At 71.2% G+C, this 17,970-nt stretch carries 12 protein-coding genes; 6 read left to right on the top strand and 6 right to left on the bottom strand.

What is annotated here, in order from left to right:
* Positions 1–377: 377 nt before the first annotated feature.
* Positions 378–968 (bottom strand): TetR/AcrR family transcriptional regulator, encoded by a 591-nt coding sequence (locus tag OG310_RS34505; RefSeq protein ID WP_329459781.1) that lies wholly within the window; start codon positions 966–968, stop codon positions 378–380.
* Positions 969–1,111: 143 nt separating this feature from the next.
* On the opposite strand from OG310_RS34505, the gene OG310_RS34500 reads away from it, so the two are divergent.
* The 4 genes from OG310_RS34500 (at position 1,112) to OG310_RS34485 (ending at position 6,010) form a co-directional block, all read left to right on the top strand.
* Entirely contained in the window at positions 1,112–1,843 is a 732-nt protein-coding gene (locus OG310_RS34500; protein WP_329459780.1) for an SDR family oxidoreductase, read from the top strand.
* A 222-nt stretch (positions 1,844–2,065) separates the two neighbouring features.
* A complete protein-coding gene (locus tag OG310_RS34495) occupies positions 2,066–2,716 on the top strand; it encodes a CatB-related O-acetyltransferase (protein ID WP_329459779.1) in 651 nt (216 codons plus the stop codon).
* A gap of 155 nt (positions 2,717–2,871) precedes the next feature.
* Entirely contained in the window at positions 2,872–3,471 is a 600-nt protein-coding gene (locus tag OG310_RS34490; RefSeq protein WP_329459778.1) for a GDSL-type esterase/lipase family protein, read from the top strand.
* Positions 3,472–3,712: 241 nt separating this feature from the next.
* A complete protein-coding gene (locus OG310_RS34485; protein WP_329459777.1) occupies positions 3,713–6,010 on the top strand; it encodes an ATP-binding SpoIIE family protein phosphatase in 2,298 nt (765 codons plus the stop codon).
* A 395-nt stretch (positions 6,011–6,405) separates the two neighbouring features.
* On the opposite strand, the gene OG310_RS34480 is transcribed toward OG310_RS34485, so the two are convergent.
* From OG310_RS34480 to OG310_RS34465, 4 genes are all read right to left on the bottom strand, one after another.
* A complete protein-coding gene (locus OG310_RS34480; protein ID WP_329459776.1) occupies positions 6,406–6,600 on the bottom strand; it encodes a hypothetical protein in 195 nt (64 codons plus the stop codon).
* A 33-nt stretch (positions 6,601–6,633) separates the two neighbouring features.
* Entirely contained in the window at positions 6,634–6,780 is a 147-nt protein-coding gene (locus OG310_RS34475; RefSeq protein WP_329459775.1) for a hypothetical protein, read from the bottom strand.
* A gap of 334 nt (positions 6,781–7,114) precedes the next feature.
* Positions 7,115–7,876 carry an SDR family oxidoreductase gene (locus OG310_RS34470; RefSeq protein WP_329459774.1) on the bottom strand — a complete coding sequence of 254 codons (762 nt, stop codon included), beginning with the start codon at positions 7,874–7,876 and terminating at the stop codon, positions 7,115–7,117.
* A 727-nt stretch (positions 7,877–8,603) separates the two neighbouring features.
* The gene (locus OG310_RS34465; protein ID WP_329459773.1) at positions 8,604–9,944 is read right to left on the bottom strand and encodes an MFS transporter; all 1,341 of its coding nucleotides are present in this window, start codon (positions 9,942–9,944) and stop codon (positions 8,604–8,606) included.
* Between the two features lie 1,232 nt (positions 9,945–11,176).
* On the opposite strand from OG310_RS34465, the gene OG310_RS34460 reads away from it, so the two are divergent.
* On the top strand, positions 11,177–15,274 hold the full coding sequence (locus tag OG310_RS34460) for a carboxypeptidase regulatory-like domain-containing protein (RefSeq protein ID WP_329459772.1): 4,098 nt from the start codon (positions 11,177–11,179) through the stop codon (positions 15,272–15,274).
* 123 nt (positions 15,275–15,397) lie between these two features.
* On the opposite strand, the gene OG310_RS34455 is transcribed toward OG310_RS34460, so the two are convergent.
* Positions 15,398–15,778: a hypothetical protein gene (locus tag OG310_RS34455; protein ID WP_329459771.1), complete on the bottom strand. Its 381-nt coding sequence runs from the start codon at positions 15,776–15,778 to the stop codon at positions 15,398–15,400.
* A gap of 1,131 nt (positions 15,779–16,909) precedes the next feature.
* On the opposite strand from OG310_RS34455, the gene wrbA reads away from it, so the two are divergent.
* Positions 16,910–17,512 carry an NAD(P)H:quinone oxidoreductase gene (gene wrbA / locus OG310_RS34450; RefSeq protein ID WP_329459770.1) on the top strand — a complete coding sequence of 201 codons (603 nt, stop codon included), beginning with the start codon at positions 16,910–16,912 and terminating at the stop codon, positions 17,510–17,512.
* Positions 17,513–17,970: the final 458 nt, after the last annotated feature.

Raw genomic sequence — 17,970 nt, 5'->3', positions numbered from 1 at the left:
GGCGATGATCACGTCGCCCTCAGGAGGGGATATGTCGGTTGATTCGCGGGCCAGTTGGCGGGCGGGCGAGTCCAGGCCGCCCGGGGAGAACGGACACGTTCCGGCCCCGTGACGCGGCCTCGGGCCCCGAACCGGTCGTGGTGCGGGCGACATCGCCGAAGGCTGGTCGCCGGTCCCAGCGGCAGCCGGCAAGCGCCCTCTGACTGCCGGTCAGCAGTCAGGCTGTCACGCGGACCGGCCACGCCCGCAGCTCCTGGAACGCCGCTGGCGGTGCACGGACAGGACCCGGCACCGGAGCGGCTCCGCGACGGGCGTCGGCTCGAAGAGACGCCGAACACGCCCTGAACGGCGCTTCGATGATGTCCGGGCGTCCGCCGTCAGTTTCCGGGGAGCCGCTGCGACGCGGGCTTCAGCCCGTCCAGGGTGAGGTCGAGGAGGCGTTCGGCCCGCTCCCGCTGTTCGGGCCTTGCGGAGGTGAGGGCGATACCGGCGAGGGCGGCGAACATGTCGGTCGGGCTGATGTCGGACCGGATGGTCCCGGCTGCGGTATTGGCTTCCATGAGGGAGGAGAGGGCGGCCTGAATCATCTCGTGACTGTCGGCGTAGGGGTTCGTTCCCGAACTGACGACGGCTCGCAGGGCGTCGGCCATGCCGAACTTGGCGGTGGCGTAGTCGATGAAGCGGCGGGTCCACGCCCGCAGGGCCTCGGACGGCGGCATCGCCGCGAGAAGACCGGGGACGGCGTCGCACAGCCGGGCCACTTCGTTGCGGTACGCCGCCTCGATCAGCGCCTCCCGGGTCGGGAAGTTGCGATACAGGGTGCCGGTTCCCACGCCCGCTTCCCTGGCGATGCGCTCGAAGTGCGCGTCGAGCCCCTCCTCGGTGAACACGCGCACCGCCGCGGCCAGGATCTTGTCCCGGTTCCGCTGTGCGTCAGCCCTCAGCGGGCGTCCTGCGTCTCGGGCCATCGGCGGTTCTCCCCTGGGTCCATTTGCTAAGTGGAGGTGCCGCCACTTAGTGTGGGACGAAGTGGCGGCGCCTCCGCTTTCACTGTACGGCACGGCCCGGGGCATGGCCCGCCCCACTCACCTCCTGGAAGGACCGGTCCCTCATGTCGGGAATCGAAGGCAAAGTCGTGGCGATCACGGGTGCGAGCAGCGGCATCGGCGAGGCGACCGCGCTGCTGCTCGCCGCGCGCGGCGCGAAGACCGTCCTCGGGGCACGCCGTCCTGAGCGTCTTGCGGCCCTGGCCGCCCGGATCGAAAAGGCCGGGGGTGATGCTGTCTGGTCCCGCACGGACGTGACGCGACGCGAGGACCTTTCCGGCCTGGTCGAGCTGGCACGCGATCACTACGGCAAGCTCGACGTCCTCGTCAGCAATGCCGGGGTCGGTCTGATCTCCCGTCTGGACGACCTGCGTGTGGAGGACTGGGAGGAGATGATCGACGTCAACCTCAAAGGGGTCCTGTACGGGATCGCCGCAGCCCTCCCCGTCTTCCGGGAGCAGGGTTTCGGGCACTTCGTGAACACCGTGTCCACCGCCGGACTGCGCATCGTGCCCCTCCAGTCGGTGTACGCCGGCACGAAGAACGCCGTACGCACCATCTCCGAGGGCCTGCGCCAGGAGGCCGGCGACAGCCTGCGTGTGACCGTCGTCTCCCCCGGCGCGGTCCGCACCGACTTCGCAGAGCGCATGGACCCGGCGGTGAAGGGCCAGATCGACAAGATGATGGAAACCGCGCTTGCGCCGGACGCCGTGGCCCGCGCCATCGCCTTCGCCATCGAGCAGCCGGACGGTGTCGACGTCGGTGACATCGTCGTTCGCCCGACCGCCCAGGGATAGATCCGTGCCGTAACGTGGCCCGGCCTGACCCGACTTCGCAACCGACGGATCCCAGCGGCCGGCACACACGGGCCGGCATCCGGCTTCCCGGACAACGACGGGCGCCGGCGGACAACGAGGCCCACACGATCGACCACGCCCGGATAAACCGGCGTTCCCCCGGGTGCGGTGCCGGGATCATAGGACCCGTCACTGACACGCAACCCCGAGGAATCGCTCGCCATGCCACTTCCCGCCGACCCGACCGTGGTTCATCCGATGCCGGAACAGACCCGGGTGGTGCTGCTCAGGCCGCTGGTCACGTCCCCGTTGATCGAGGTCGGGGCGTACTCCTACTACGACGACCCGGACGACCCGACCGCGTTCGAGACGCGCAACGTGCTCTATCACTACGGGCCGGAAAAACTGGTCATCGGCGCGTTCTGCGCCCTCGGCACAGGGGTGCGCTTCCTCATGAACGGTGCCAACCACCGCATGGACGGCCCGTCGACGTTCCCCTTCCCGACGATGGGCGGCTCCTGGGCCGAGCATGTCGACCTGCTCACGGGCCTGCCGAACCGCGGTGACACCGTCGTCGGAAACGATGTCTGGCTGGGGTACGGGACGACCGTGATGCCCGGAGTACGCATCGGACACGGCGCGATCGTCGGCGCCGGTGCGGTGGTGACCTCGGACGTGCCCGACTACGCGATCGTCGGCGGGAACCCGGCCCGCCTCATCCGCACCCGCCACAGCGACGAGGACATCGCCCGCCTCCTCGCCGTGGCCTGGTGGGACTGGCCGGCGGAGCACATCACCGCACATGTGCGGACCATCATGTCGGGAAGCATCGACGACCTCGAAGACGCCATCCCGGACGGCCGCCGCCGGTGACGTCCCGGTGACGGCGGCCCAGGCGATCCCCCCGGCACGTCCTCGTATCCACGTGTCACGCTCCCTTCGCGCGGGGCGGCCCCGTGGTGGCCTCGCGCGATCCCCCGAGGTGCGGCCGGCCGCGCCCGCCCCGAAAACAGTGCGAAGATCAAGCCATGATCCGTGACCTGCGCGTCTGCTTCGTCGGGGACTCCTTCGTCGCCGGCGTCGGCGACCCCCGGTTCCTCGGCTGGGCAGGACGCCTGGCCGTGCGTGCCCTCGCCGACGGTCGGCCCCTCACCGGGTACAACCTCGGTGTGCGGCACGAGACCTCCCGCGACATCGTCGCCCGCTGGGAGAACGAGTGCGGTCCGCGGCTGCTGGGCGGCACCGACCTGAGGGTCGTCCTGTCCTTCGGCGTCAACGACACCACCCACGAGGGGGGCCGCCCGCGCGTGGCACCCGATGTGTCGTCGGCCAACCTGTCCCGGATGCTCGCTCGGGCGGCCGACCGGGACTGGCCCGTCCTGGTGGTGGCCCCGCCGCCCGTCGACGACGGCGAGCAGAACTCCCGCACGGCGCTGCTCGACGAACGGTTCGCCCGCATCTGCCTCGACGCGTCCGTCCCGTACGTGCCGGTACACCAGCCCCTGCGCGACAGCGCGGTCTGGACGCGCGAGGTACGTACCGGCGACGGCGCACATCCGGCCGCGGGCGGCTACGACGAGATCGCCGCCCTGATCGAACCCCACTGGCGGAACTGGCTGTCCGCCTGACCGCCCACCACCCCGCGCGGCCGCGCCTGGGCGCCCCTTCCGGGACAAAACCCGCGACGGGCGATGCTCGCGCGGCGTGGGGGCGACGACCGGCGAACGCCCACACCGCTGAGAGCGTCGGCCAGGGCCACCAAGGCCTCCTCCCCGGAGGCGCCGGGCTGAGCCGATCGGTGCAGGTGTCCGGTGCGCGGGCCTGCCGTCGGCGGGGTGCGGGCAGGGATGGAGGCGGAGGTGCATGCGCATGCCCAGCGGTGACGTCCTGGTACTCGTTGACGAGGCCGGCCGGGTGCTCGAATGGGGGCGTCCGGCCGAGGAACTGCTCGGCTGGTCCGCCGAGGAGGCCGTCGGCATGGAGGTGACCGCGCTCCTGCCGGAGGTCGCCGCTGACGACGAACTGCAGCGGGAAGAGCTTCCGGGAGCCACACCGGTGCTGGTCAAGCCGATGCTGCGGGGCACTTCCGTGGTGTGGCAGGTGCGTGCGGCGGGGGACACCGTTCCCGGGCGGGACGTGGCGATCCTGAGGGCCCTGTTCGCGCCGTCCCCGGTGGGGCTGCACGTCCTCGACGGCCGGCTGTGCGTCGTCGGTCCGGGTACGGGCCGCCGGGGGCAGCCCGACGGGTCGGTGGAGCACCTGATGGGCAGGCGTTTCACCGAGGCGTTCGAGCGCGCGGGCTCCGAGGAGGAGACCACCGTCGCACGCGGGGTGCTGGAGAACGGGGAGCCCGTGCTGAACCGGCTCGTCCGGGGCGTGCGGGTACCGGGCAAACCCGGACGCCGGACCCACTCCGTCTCCTACTTCCGTCTGGAGGGCCCCGACGGCGACGTGCTCGGGCTGGTGGCCTCCGAGGTCGACGTCACCGAGCGGGAGAAGGCACAGGACCGGCTGGCCCTCCTGGACGCCGTCCGCGCGCGGGTGGGCCAGGGGGCGAACCTGGGTGCCGTGTGCCGGGAGGTGGTGGCAACGGTGGTTCCCGCCTTCGCGTGTACGGCCGTGGTCGAGGTGATCGAGAATGTCGTGCGCGGGGAGGGGCCGCCTCCTGTGCCCGTCGCGGAGGACGTCCGCCTGCGCAGGGCCGCCTTCGAGGGGCCCGAACCCGCCTACCCGGTCGGCGAGGTGCGCCCCATGCCGGCCGGTACCCCCTTCTCGCACGTCCTGGCCGATCTCCAGCCGCGCCTGCTCACCATCGAGGACGACACCCCGTGGCTGGAGGCCGATCCGAGCCGAGCCGAGATCATCAGGAGATGCGGTGCGCACTCCCTGATCGTCGCTCCGCTGGTCGTGCACGGACTGGCACTCGGTGTGGTGAGCTTCTACCGCGACCAGCGCATGGATGCCTTCGAGAAGGACGACCTCACGGTGGCGGCCGGCGTGTGCGCGCACGCCGCGCTCTGCATCGACAGTGTGACCCGGTACATGCGCGAGTGGGTCGTGGCGCAGACCGTGCAGCACCGGCTGCTCCCCCAGGAACCTGCCACGCAGCCCAGCCTGGAGATCTCCCGGCTCCGCCTTCCGAACCCCGAGGGCGGCGGCGGCTGGTTCGACGCGATCCCCCTGCCCGGCGCGCGCACCGCGCTTGTCCTCGGCGACGTGACGGGGAAGGGCATCACCACGGCCATCACCATGGGGCTCCTGCGCACGGCCATCCACACCCTCGCCGCCATGGAACTGCAGCCCGACGAGTTGCTGGCCCGCCTCAACGACACCGCGAACCGCCTCGCCGCCGGGTATGCGCCGTCGGATCTCCCCGACCACCAGCCGCTGACCGCCAGTTGCGCCATCGCGATCTACGACCCGGTCGATCTCACCTGTACCGTCGCCTGCGCCGGCGGCGCCGGGCCGGTGGCGGTCTTTCCCGACGGCACCTCCGTCAACCTGCCCGTCCCCCTGGGGCCCATGCTGGCCGAACCGGGCAACGCCCCGTTCCCCGCGACAACCGTCGAGCTGCCGGAAGGAACCGTCCTCGCGATGGGCACCGCGGTCGTCGCCCGCGAGGTGCTGGCGCCGTCCGCCCCGTTGCGCCCGCTCCTCGACGCCGTCGGCACGGGGTCGTTGCAGGATCTGCGGAACAGGATCGCCACCGAGCTCAGCGTCGGCGACGGCAGCGGCGAGCCGCTGATGCTCCTCGCGCGGACGCGAGCGCTGTCCGGCGAACGTGTTCTGACACGCGGCCTGCCCGCGGATCCCGAGGCCGCACCGATCGCCCGGGAGGCGGCACGCCGGCAACTGGAGCTGTGGGGGGTGGACGAGGAGACGGCGTTCACCGGCGAACTCATCGTCAGTGAGCTCGTCGGCAACGCCGTCCGCCACGGCGCTCCGCCCCTGCGGCTGCGCCTGATCCTCGGGAAGATGCTGACCTGCGAGGTCAGTGACGCCGCTGCCAGCGCTCCGCATGTGCAGCACGCCCGTACCATCGATGAGACCGGTCGCGGGCTGTTCATCATGGCGACCCTCGCCGACCAGTGGGGCACCCGCTATCACCCGCAGGGTAAGACCGTATGGGCCGAGTTGCCGACGGAAGCCGCGACGGAGGCACCGTGAACCCGCCGCCACCGAAACGGGACGTCCGCGCCGGGGCCTCGGCCCGGGCGCCGCGAGAAAGGACTTGCCACCTCCGCGACAGCGGCTGCGTCGGAACCCATCACGGCCCGGCCGGTCGGCGTCGTACGCGCCAGTGCCTCCTGGGCGTGAGGGCAGGCGCCTGAGATCGATCCGCGCACGCTCGTCCATCCCAGGTGCTCCCGCCGTACGCACGCCCCCGGTGTTCGATGGTCCTACGCGTTCGCCAGAGCTTCACGCTCGATGCTCTTCGCGAAATTCGGAGTTTCCGAGTTTATTGTGCGCCGTCGAGGCGGTCTTGTGCTCCTCTGACGCCTGCTCGAACGTGACACCGGACTTGTCAATGAATTCCAGGAACTCATCGGTCGGGTGCACGGTCACCTCGTTGGTGAACTCGAGACCGTCACCATCGGCTCCGCCGTCAGCTCCCGGATCACCTGGATCTTGCTGCGGCCGTCGCCGGTGAACAGGTCGGAGGTCGACACCATCGTGCGGTGGAGCGTGTCCGTGACGTCACCGACATAGTGTTCGACGAGGAGCGCTTCTCCGATCTGGTCCACGTTGACGGACATGGGCCGACCGTCGTCCGTCGTGGTGTGGCCCGCTTAAATGTGGTCTCCCGGAGCGCGCTGGTATTCCGCATCGGGCATCGCCAGCAGCCATTTCGCGATATCGACCTTCTCCGCAGGCGCGTTGATCCGCGACGTGATGGCGGATGGTGCGAGAAGGAGGTCGGAGCGAACCTTCGTCATGGGGGTTCTTCCACGTCGGCTGACTCTGTTGTCGGACCACCGTGTCACCGTGCGAGGAACTCCGGCTCCACACAGTGGTCGCCGTGGCGGGCCGGGCCCATGGCCGGCCAATTCACACAGCGTCTCACTTGTGCGAAGTGCGCGCATCCGACTCGATCCCCGGATCACACGGGTCCGGACATGCCGACGGCCCCTGATCCCGGGCGGAGGTCCCGGGTCCAGCCTCGCGCTCGCGGGGACACCGTGCCGAGCGCGCTCCACGCTCTGGCGCCCGGTCGGGCAAAGGTGCCGCAGGACGGGCGGTGGGGCCCCGCCGCGTCACCCCCGGACGTGCTCAGCGGGCGATAAGCTGCTGTCCGCCGTCGACGTCGAAGGTCGCGCCGGTGAGCGCCTCGTTACCCATGATGTGCACGGCCAGTGAGGCGACGTCCTCCGGGCCGACGACCCGGCGAATGGGAAGCGTCCTGCGCAGCTCCTCCCGCCGCGCTTCCAACTGGTCACCGAGCAGCGAGGCGGACAGCGGGGTGTCAACGAATCCGGCGGCGATGAGGTTCGCCCGGATCGGCGCGAGTTCCAAGGCCAAGTTGGCGGTCAGCGCGGGCAGGGCCGCGGTCATGGCGGTCATGACGGACATGCCGACACCGGGCCGGCGGCCTCCGGTGCCGCCGAGGAAGAGCAGGGTGCCTCCGGCCCTCACCTTGTCGCGACTGCCGAGGGCCACCCCGAGCGTCATCGCCATGCGCTCGGCCATCGCGTTGCTCGCGTCGGCTATGTTCATGCCGTCCAGTGGCATGTACGCCGGGCTCCCCGCGGTGAGCAGAACGTGGTCGACCGGGCCGGGCAGATCCTGGAAGAAACGCGTCAGCCGGTCCGTGTCACTCGCGTCGAACGCGGCCGTACTGACCGGTTCCAGTTCGCGTGCCGCCTCCTGAAGCCGCTCCGGATTACGGCCGACCAGCACGACTCGCCCGCCCCCGGCCCGTACCTGCCGTGCCGTCTCCCGTCCGATGCCCGCGCTGGCGCCGATCACCACGACGGTCTGGCCGGCGATGACGGACTCGCCGGGCGTCCCCTGAGCATGTCGATCAGCGGTCATGTTGTGCCTCCCCGGCCTGCGGTCGCGTACACGTGGTGGGCGGTGCGCTACCCGTCATCCATCCGCTCAGGCAGCCGCACTCTCGCCCCATCGTCGCGCTTGGGCCGGAAGATCGCCTGTCGGCAGAACTGCCGTCCGGAATCAGCAAGATCATCGATTTCCCCCGCGTACGGGGGACGTACGAACCCACTCGGCCTCATCGCCGAGAAGCACCAGAGCCCCGCCGCCGGAACGGCACGAGCGATCACGTCGAGGCGCGATGCGCTCCGGCCGACGGGCGGAGCGTCGTCAACCGTTCCAGGAGTCCACCCCGTACTCACTCATCCGTCCCCTCGGGATGTGGGGACTCTCCGGTCGAGGAGCCCCACCGGCACGACGGCACGCGGCGTCACTGTTGTGCGCCGCTCGCTTCGCCAGATCCATCACCGACGCAATGTCGCATCAGGTCAAGGGGGCGAAGGACCGAAGAAACGGAGAAATCCCGGGACGTCAAGGGACATCAGAACAAGCCGCGGCGGCAACCGCGCCGCCTGTCATGGCCGTGGATGAGCCGTGCCGGTCCACACGCCGGCGAGCGCGGACGGCGCGGGGTATGTACGGCTGAAATGACGCGTCGTCCATGCCGGCATCGCAGGCGCGATGTCGATCCAAGATCGGATGGCGGCGGCGGTGGACGTCATGCGGCGAGGACGGCACCGGGGGCGGTGGAAGGCGCGACGGCCGACGGCTATCCGGTGTGGGCGGAACCAGTCTCCTCCGGCGGCTGCCTGGATGTCGTGGCGGCGGTGGCCAGCGCGTGACGGCCGGACCAGGCGAGCACCGCTGTCGCGGTCAGGGCGAGGAGAGGGACGGTGAAGCCGGCCCGTGTGCCGCCCGGACCGTCGACGAGCCCGCCGACCACGGCGGCGGAGACGGCGATGCCCGCCGCGCTCGCGGAGTTCGTCCAGGTGAAGGCCTGCGTCAGGACCGACCGGCCCATGACCGACTCGACCAGCGTCGAGGACACGATGATGCAGGGGGCGACGCCCGCACCGGGGAGCAGGAGGGCAAGGCCGAGTTGCCAGGGGGCGTCGGCCACGAGCGGCAGCAGGGACGCGCAGGCCAGAAAGGTCAGGATCAGCGGCAGTTGTGCGGCGGGCGGGGCAGACCCGCGATGCCGCCCGTAGGCGAGACCGCCCAGCAGGCTCGCCGCGCTCATCAGTGCGTACAGGAACCCGCCCGCCGCGGCGGCGTGATGAACGCCGGCGAAGGCGCTCACCGAGACCTGCGTCGAGCCGAAGAAGACACCGAGGGCCAGATTGACGGCCAGCAAGGTCGCGAAGTTCCGGGTCAGCAGGGTTCCGCTCCCCTGGGTGGCCGTACGGTCCCGGGCAGGCGTCGCCGCGGCAGGCGCCGTGCTCGTCGTGCCCAGCGAGGCGAAGACCAGTCCGGCGCCGACGACGAGCACTCCCGCCAGGACCGTACCCGCGGCCGGGTGCACCCGCGCCGCCGTCACCACCGCGAGGGCGGGGCCCAGGAGGAAGGCGACATCGTTGCTCGTCGTTTCCAGCGCGAACGCCGCGGTGAGTTCGGTCCTGCCGTGCAGCAGGGCCGACCAGCGGGCCGCACAGAGAGCGCCGAATGGCGGGATGGTCGCCCCGGTGACGGCGCCGGCAGCCATCAGCGGTACCGCGTGCGGCCCCGTCAGGCTCAGCGCGACCAGGACGGCGATCGCCACGGCGTGGGCGCACAGGAGGGGGACGAGGACACGCGGCTGTCCGTAACGGTCCATGAGGCGGGCCGTCTGCGGGCCCACCAGGGTCTCCGCCACGGCGAACGAACCGGTGACCAGCCCGGCCACCCCGAAGGACCCGGTCTCGCCATGGACCAGCCAGACGATGCCGAGGCCGGCCATCGCCACCCCGACCCGGCCCGGAGCCGCGGCCAGGAAGAACGCCGTCGCGCCGGGCGTGCGCAGGGCCGAGCGGTAGGAGGCGGTCCCCGTACGGGTGGGCGGTGACGTGCGAGACCCGCGGGTGGTACGGGGGACATCGGGCGCGGTACGACGAAACCACTGCCGCGGGGCCACGGTGAACCTTCCGCTGCGCGGTGGGACGGCCCGGGAGGAGGACACCCGTCGTGGGCACCGCCCCCCGCCGCCAGGAGTCGTCCAGGTGACGCGGACGCGCGGAAGTGGAGTCCACGTCGGCGTCGGCTCCAGCGCCGGCAGAAACGTCGAGTACTGAGATCGAGCGATCGGGATCGCAAAGCCGTTCACGCAGAAGGAGACACTAGCGGCGAGGGCGTGCGGGGAGAAGAGCGCCGCGGAGCAGGTCGGCCGGAGCGTCGACGCAACCGAGCGGCGCGGCCGCCACGGCGGGCGGCACGGAGGGCCCGCTCGGGAGGCGGAGGGCACGGTCCCGCTCGGCCCGGTCCCGCCCGGCGAGGATCGGCTCCCCCTCGCCCGGCCCGGTTCTGTGCTCGGTGCCACGATCGCACGTCAGGGACGGGGCCCGGCGTTCACCGTTCGCGGCACCGCAGGTGCCACCGCGACGGCCGCCGGCACCGGTCGGCCCCGTCAGGAAGCGGGTGTTCGCACGTCCCGTCGTGCTGACGAGCGGACATCGCGGCTCGCCCCCCGAGGTCACGAGGCCGCGGGTCATTCGCCTTCCCGCCCGAATCCTGTTTCCCCAGCAGAGGAAAGAGAGTCGGCCATACCCGGTGACGCACGTGTCCGAAATGGGCACCTCGCACATGTCACGCTTTTCGCGCCCCAGGAATCGGTGACCGGGCCGCGGCAAAGGGCGCTTCCCGCAGCTGGGAAGCCCCATCGAGCAGCGGCGGTCCGCTGCATCCCGGCGGCGTCCCCGACGTGTCTCCGCCTCCCGCCCAACCCGGACATCTCCGCCTTTCACCCGCGTCCAGCCACACCCCGACTCCGCCTGGAACAGGCCTGATTCATGCGGCGGACAAGTGATGACTAGCGTCCTCAAAGAATCCTCTGACCTGCTTCCTTCCCTTCTCGTAGGTTTTCCGGGGCCTTCTCCCAGGAAGTGATCGCATTTCATGTACCGGTAACACGCGACGTATTGACCGGCGGGGCCGAGGCGCTCACTAATGGACTCCCGGTGAATGCTTTCATTCGCCGTCGCCCCTGCACCGTTACGGGTCGACCCCTGCTCGCAGCATGGGAGTCACACGTTGCGCATGTCCGAGAGATCGAGCAGATCCGACAGATCCGATAGATCCGGCAGACCGACGAGAGCGCCCCGCGCCCGCCGAAGAATCGGAGCGGGACTCGCCGTCCTGAGCGCGGCCGCCATGGCCGTCCTGGGATTCCAGGCCCCCGCCCTTGCCGCGCCGGCCAACGCCGCGGCCACCGCCCCCTCCGCATCCTCCGTCAAGGCCCGCGTGTCCTACGAGGCGTCCTGCGCCACCCCGAAGCCGGGTGACGCGGCCTGTTACTCCCTACGCCGCACCGATGTGAAGGCCACCAAGGGTGTCCGCGCCGCCACCGACACACCGGCCGGAGTCGGCGCGAGCGATCTGCAAAGCGCCTACAACCTGCCCGCCGACGGCGGTGCGGGGCAGACGGTCGCCATCGTCGACGCGTACGACGACCCCACCGCCGAGAGCGACCTGGCCGTCTACCGCCAGCAGTACGGGCTCCCGGCGTGCACCTCAGCGAACGGCTGCCTCACCAAGGTCAGCCAGCGGGGCGGTACCGACTACCCGCAGTCCGACGCCGGCTGGGCGGGCGAGATATCCCTCGACCTCGACATGGTCTCGGCCGCCGCTCCCAACGCCCACATCCTGCTCGTCGAGGCGGACGACCCCAGCTTCGAGAACCTGGGCGCCGCAGTCGACGAAGCCGTCGCTCTCGGTGCCAAGTTCGTGTCCAACTCGTACGGCACCGACTACCGCGGTGGTGGCGGCGAGGACCCATCGGAGACGACCGAACTGGACGCCTACTACAACCACCCGGGTGTCGCGGTGGTCGCGTCCACCGGTGACTACGGGTACGGGGTCGGCTACCCTGCCGCGTCGCAGTACGTCACGGCGGCCGGCGGCACCTCGCTGACCCGCGACACGGGCTCCTCGCGCGGCTGGTCCGAGAGCGCGTGGAACGGGGCCGGCTCCGGCTGCTCCGCCTACGAGCCCAAGCCCGCGTTCCAGAAGGACACGGGATGCGCGAACCGCGCCCTCGCCGACGTCTCGTCCGACTCCGACCCGGCCACCGGTGTCTCCGTCTACCAGACCTTCGGCAACGGCGGCTGGGCCGTCTACGGCGGAACGAGCGCTGCATCGCCGCTGATCGCCGCCACCTACGCCGCGGCGGGCACCCCCGTCGCGGGCACGTACCCCAACGCCTACCCCTACGCGGGCGGCGGCTCCGGGCTCAACGACGTGTCGGGCGGCAGCAACGGCTCCTGCAGCCCGAGCTACCTGTGCAACGGCGGCGCGGGCTACGACGGTCCGACCGGACTCGGCAGTCCGAACGGGCTGGACGCGTTCCGCAGCGGTCCGCACGGTGAGCTGTCCGGCAAGGTGACCGACGCGGGAACCGGCAAGGCGGTGGCCGCGGCGACGGTCACGGCCGGCGGCAACGTCGCGACGACGGGAACCGACGGAAGCTACAAGCTCACTGTTCCGGCCGGGACCTACGACATCACCGTCGACGCCTTCGGATACACCTCAGGCAGCGCCTCGTCCCTGGACGTCGCGGACGGTGCCACGCTGACCAAGGACTTCTCCCTCACCCCCGTACCCAGCCAGACCGTCTCGGGGAAGGTCACCGACGGTTCGGGCCACGGCTGGCCCCTCTACGCGAAGATCACCGTCGACGGCGCACCGGGCGCCCCCGTGTGGACGGACCCGGCCACCGGTGCCTACGACCTGTCGTTGCCGCAGGGCCACGACTACACCCTGCACGTCGCCGCCACCACGCCCGGCTACCACGAAGCGGTCAAGACGATCTCGGTGGGCGACGCGCCGGTGAGCGCCGGGCTCAGCCTGAAGGCGGACCCGTTCGGCGGCACCACGCCCGGCTACACCTCCAAGGACTCCGGCACCACGGAGCCGTTCGACTCCACCACGTCGGCCCCGGACGGCTGGAAGGTCGTCAGCGCCGGAGACGGCGGGGGCTGGGTCTTCAACGACCCGGGCAACCGCGGCAACACCACGGGCGGCTCGGGCGCCTTCGCCATCGTCGACAGCGACAATCTCGGCAACGGCGAGACGCAGGACACCCAACTGATCAGCCCGGCCTATGACTTCAGCGATCAGTCCAATCCGCTGCTGTCCTTCGCCACCGATTACCGGGCGGTCGGGAGCCAGACGGCCTCCGTCGACGCGTCCACGGACGGCGGAGCCACCTGGAAGAGCGCGTGGTCCACCGTCGCCTCGGTCAGCGGTCCCACGAAGATCACGGTCCCGCTGGACGACTACGCGAACACCAAGGGCGTCACACTGCGCTTCCACTTCACCGGTTCCTTCGGCTGGTGGTGGCAGGTCGACAACGTACTCGTCGGCCAGCGCACCGTGACACCGACGCCCGGCGGCCTGTTCATCGGCAACGTGACGGACGCCAACACCGGTGACGGTCTCTCCGACGCCATCGTCAGCAGCGACGACGACCCGGCCGTCACCACGTCGACGGTCGCCACCCCCGACGACCCGGCCGTGAAGGACGGCTTCTACTCGGTGTTCTCGCCGGACCTGGGCAAGCACTCCCTCACCGCGGCGAAGGGCCGCTACACGAGTCTGTCGAAGTCCGCGAAGACAGCGGCCGACAGTGCGGTGTCCGTGAACTTCAAGCTCGCCGCCGGGCAGTTGACCGTGACGCCGGGCACTGTCGACAAGACAGTCGCCTGGGGCGGGCAGGCCACCCAGAAGCTGACCGTGAAGAACACGGGCGGTACGTCCGCGACGCTGAAGGTGAGCGAGGCGCCGGGTACGTTCCAGGCCCAGAACGCGCTGCCGGGAGCGCCGCTGCAGAAGATCAAGGGCAGCTACTCGCCGGAGGCCAGCAGGGCACAGGCGGGTCCGTCCGGCACGTCACATGCGGCGGGGAGCCCGTCCGCCAAGCCGGCCGACAGCCCCTGGCAGAGCGTCGCCGACTCACCCGAGACGACGATGGGCAATGTCGTCGCCGTCAACGACGGCACGGTGTACTCCGGCTTCGGCTTCACCGGAAGTGACGATTCGAACAGCATCTTCGCCCTGGACCCGGCAGCCGGCTCCTGGACGAAGAAGGCCTCCGCCGCCGACAAGCGCGAGGCGCCCTCCGGTGGGTTCATCGACGGCAAGCTCTATGTCGTCGGCGGCTGGGCGACGTCGGGCAGCACCGACCCGAAGCTGGAGGTCTACGACCCCGGCACGGACAGCTGGAGCACCGGAGCGTCCGCACCGCAGCCCCTCGCGGGCAGCGGCAACGCCGTCCTGGACGGGAAGCTGTACGTGATCGGCGGCTGCACCGCCAGCTGTGGCACCACCACCGCGGCCGTGTACGACCCGTCGTCCGACAACTGGTCGGCGATAGCGGCCTACCCGGAGCCCGTCGCGTGGGAGTCGTGCGGCGGCATCGGCGGCGAGCTCTACTGCGCCGGCGGCACCGGAGGCACGAGCGACATCAAGCACGCCTACTCCTACGACCCGGCCAGCAACAGCTGGTCCCCGGTCGCCGACCTGCCCGCACCGGTGTGGGGTTCGGCGTACGCGTCGGCCAACGGTCAGCTGGTGATCTCCGGCGGTGTCAGCGCGAACGCCCTCACCAACCAGAGCTACGCCTTCGACCCGGCGGCCGGCACCTGGGCCGACCTGCCGAACTCCAACGTCGCGACCTACCGTGGCGGCGGCAGCATCGGCTTCTACAAGATCGGCGGCGGCAACGCTCCCAACACACCGTCCGCGGCCGCGGAGTTCCTGCCCGGTTACGACCAGGGCGGTGGCGGAGACGTCACCTGGCTGAGCGAGAGCGCCACGCAGCTCACGATCCAGCCGGGCGCGAGCGCGACCCTCACCGTCTCGCTCGACGCGTCGGTCCCCGAGGTCACCCAGCCTGGCGCATACCAGGCCGGGCTCACCCTCGGCAGCGACACTCCGTACTCCACGCCCAAGATCCCCGTGACGCTGCACGTCAATCCCCCGAAGACCTGGGGGAAGATCACGGGGACGGTCCTCGGCACGACAGCCACCGGAACCGCTCCGCTCGCCGGCGCGACCGTGCAGATCGACAGCTGGGCGACCACCTACACCCTGAAGACCGCCGCGGACGGCACCTACGCGCTGTGGCTCGACACCCGCAACAACCCCCTCACCGTCATCGTGGCCAAGGACGGCTACCAGCCGACCGTGACCACGGTGAAGCTCACCAAGGGGGCCACCGTGACCAGTAACTTCACGCTCAAGAAGCAGTAGCGCTCCCGTCACACCGTACGAGGGTGGGCCGCTCCTTCCGGGGTGCGGCCCACCCTTCGTCTCCGGTGCACCTGCCGGCGCGGACAGACCCGGTGCCGTCGCGCTGTCGCGGGCCGGGGTCAGTCAGTGCTCCGCCCTGAGCAGTGCTTCCTCGTGCTCACGGAGGCGGTTGCCGGCCCACACCGTCGCCAACTGCAGCCCGCCCACGGCGGAGAGCGGGGCCGCGAGCACCAACGCGGTCACGGGACCGGGCCAGTCGCGGCCCTGCGCGCAGATCTCCGCGCGATCGTGCGCGTCGTCGTCGCGGCCGCTGTAGAGGTCCTCGTGATCGGCGAACGCCGGTGCGGAACAGTGCACGTGGCCGTACGTGGAGGTGAACGGAACGAACACCTCCCATGCCGCGTACGCCCAGCACAGCGCGGCGGCGACGAGCAGCCCCGCTCCCCAGGCCTGGAGCCGCCCCGTCCGGTCCCTGAAGTCCCGCTCCACCACGGCCGGATGCATACCTCGTCCCCCTTGCCCTCGAACCATCACGCGAGCCTCGGACTATAAGCCAGGACCTCTCGTCGGAGGGACCCAGCCGGTTCAGGCCGGCCGCCGGGGATGCCGGTCCGCCACTCCTCGCGCCGACTCAGCAGCCGTTCGCGCCGCACGTGAAGCCCGTCGCGTCCGCGTGCGCACCGGCGCCCTGACGACCTCCTCCCCTCCCGGCCGGGCAGGCGGGCATATCAAGCCGGTCAGCCGAAAGGGGCGCCGTGGACAGCAGGAAGCGGTCGGCGTCGCCCCGCGCCCGGCAGCACCTCGCATGCGGCATCCGGGAACAGGCCGGCGAACTCCCCTACCGACCGCGGGAGGCTGTTCACGTCGTACTCCCCGGCGAGCAGCAGGACGCGGGCCCGCACGCGGCGAGTGCCCCACGGATCTCCCGGGAGTGAAACGCCCCCTGAAACGCCCCCTCGGCCCCGAAGCGGGCCACAGCCTCCTGATGGCGCGGACAGGCGGCCGCATGGTGCTCTCGCTTAGCGGCGTCCCACCGGCCGTGGAGAAAGGGGGCCCCGGCCTCCCAGTCGCTGCCCGTAACCGCGACGATCGCAGCTACCGGGACTCGTACGACATGATCAGCCGCAGCCCCGACGTCCCGCCGAAGATCACCGACGCCGCCACCGCGCCGGCCCCGGCGCGCCGGACCCTCGCCCATCAGATCCAGCGACTTCACCTGCGGGCCGGTCTCTGAACACCGGGCGTCACGGACCCGCACGGCACCCTCGGGGCGCGCGGGTGAACCGACGGCGCGACGGGCCGTCGGCCCCTCGCCGCCACGCGAAGCCCGCCGCCCGAAGCCCGCCGCCCGAAGTCCGCCGCACGACGGCACGCATGGTCCGGGCGCGCCACGCGGCTCTCCCACGCACCGGCTCTCCCACGCACCGTCGCTCCTCGCTCCCCGCTCGCCACGGCCGGGGGCTCCCCGGGGCGGCAGGCCCCGTCCCGCCCGAAGGAGGGATCTCAGCGCGCGGATCACGCCGACCCGACATCTAATGGTGAGCGCTGTCCCTGCTCCGTGGGCGCCGACGTCGTCAGCGCACGCACAGCAGGCTCGGCTGCCGGTCGGCTTCGCCCACAGAGAAGGAGCAGCACATGGGTGTACGTGTTGCGGTGATCTACTACAGCGCTACGGGCAATGTGCACGCGCTCGCCCAGTCGGCGGCCGAGGGGGCCCGCAGCCGCAATGCCGAGGTCAGACTGCGGCGGGTTCCCGAGCTCGCGCCCGACTCCGCGATCGACGCGAACCCCGCCTGGCGCGCCCACTTCGACTCGACCAAGAACACGGTGCCCGAGGCCACGCTTGAGGACCTCGAATGGGCGACCGCCTACGCGTGGGGGTCCCCCACCCGGTTCGGCAACGTCGCCTCCCAGCTCAAGCAGTTCATCGACCTCACCGGCGGCCTGTGGCAGGCCGGGGTGTTCCACAACAAGCCGGCCACCAGTTTCACGTCGTCGATCAACCGGCACGGCGGCCAGGAGTCGACGATCCTGTCCCTCAACAACGTCTTCTACCACTGGGGTTGCCTTATCGTGCCCGTCGGGTACACCGACCCGCTGCTCTTCGCGGCCGGTGGAAACCCCTATGGCACGTCCTGGCCCAGTGGCGGTGGCGAGGGGCCCGACGAGGCCGTTCTCGCCGCGGCCCACTACCAGGGCCGCCACCTCGCCGACATCTCCGAGCGGCTTGAGGCGTAGGACCGCCACGTCACAGATCGCCTCTGCGCCGAGCCCGCGAGGACCGCGCGCGGCATCCCGAGCCGGCACGACAGGACGCGCGGCCGGCGTCGGCCCAGGACCGCAACCGCGCGAGCGGAAGGTGCGGCCCTGGGCGGCCGGCAGTCCGGGCCGAGCGAGGTCCGGGCCGCCGGAGCGGACGATCACGGTACTCGCGGTACTGCGTCCGTCCTCCGCGCACGCGTCCACCTCATCAAGAACGGAGAGTGGCCGCCGCCCGCACGGTGCCGGGGCGCCCCGGTCGGCGGAGGGCGTTCGGCGGGGCGAGCGGCGCACATTCAGCGGCAGGTCCAGCTCCCGCCGCAGCAGGGCGAGTACCCGGCGCTCGGGGCAGGCGCGGGGTACGGGTGGACGCGGCTGTATTCGTGCTGGGAGAGCAGGAGCACCGGCCGGCACCCCGGCGGCGAGGAGTTGCGACA

The sequence above is a fragment of the Streptomyces sp. NBC_01497 genome (genome assembly GCF_036250695.1).
Lineage (GTDB): Bacteria > Actinomycetota > Actinomycetes > Streptomycetales > Streptomycetaceae > Streptomyces.
Note: the sequence above shows the minus strand (reverse complement) of the source record. Positions and strands in the feature narration are given on the sequence as shown.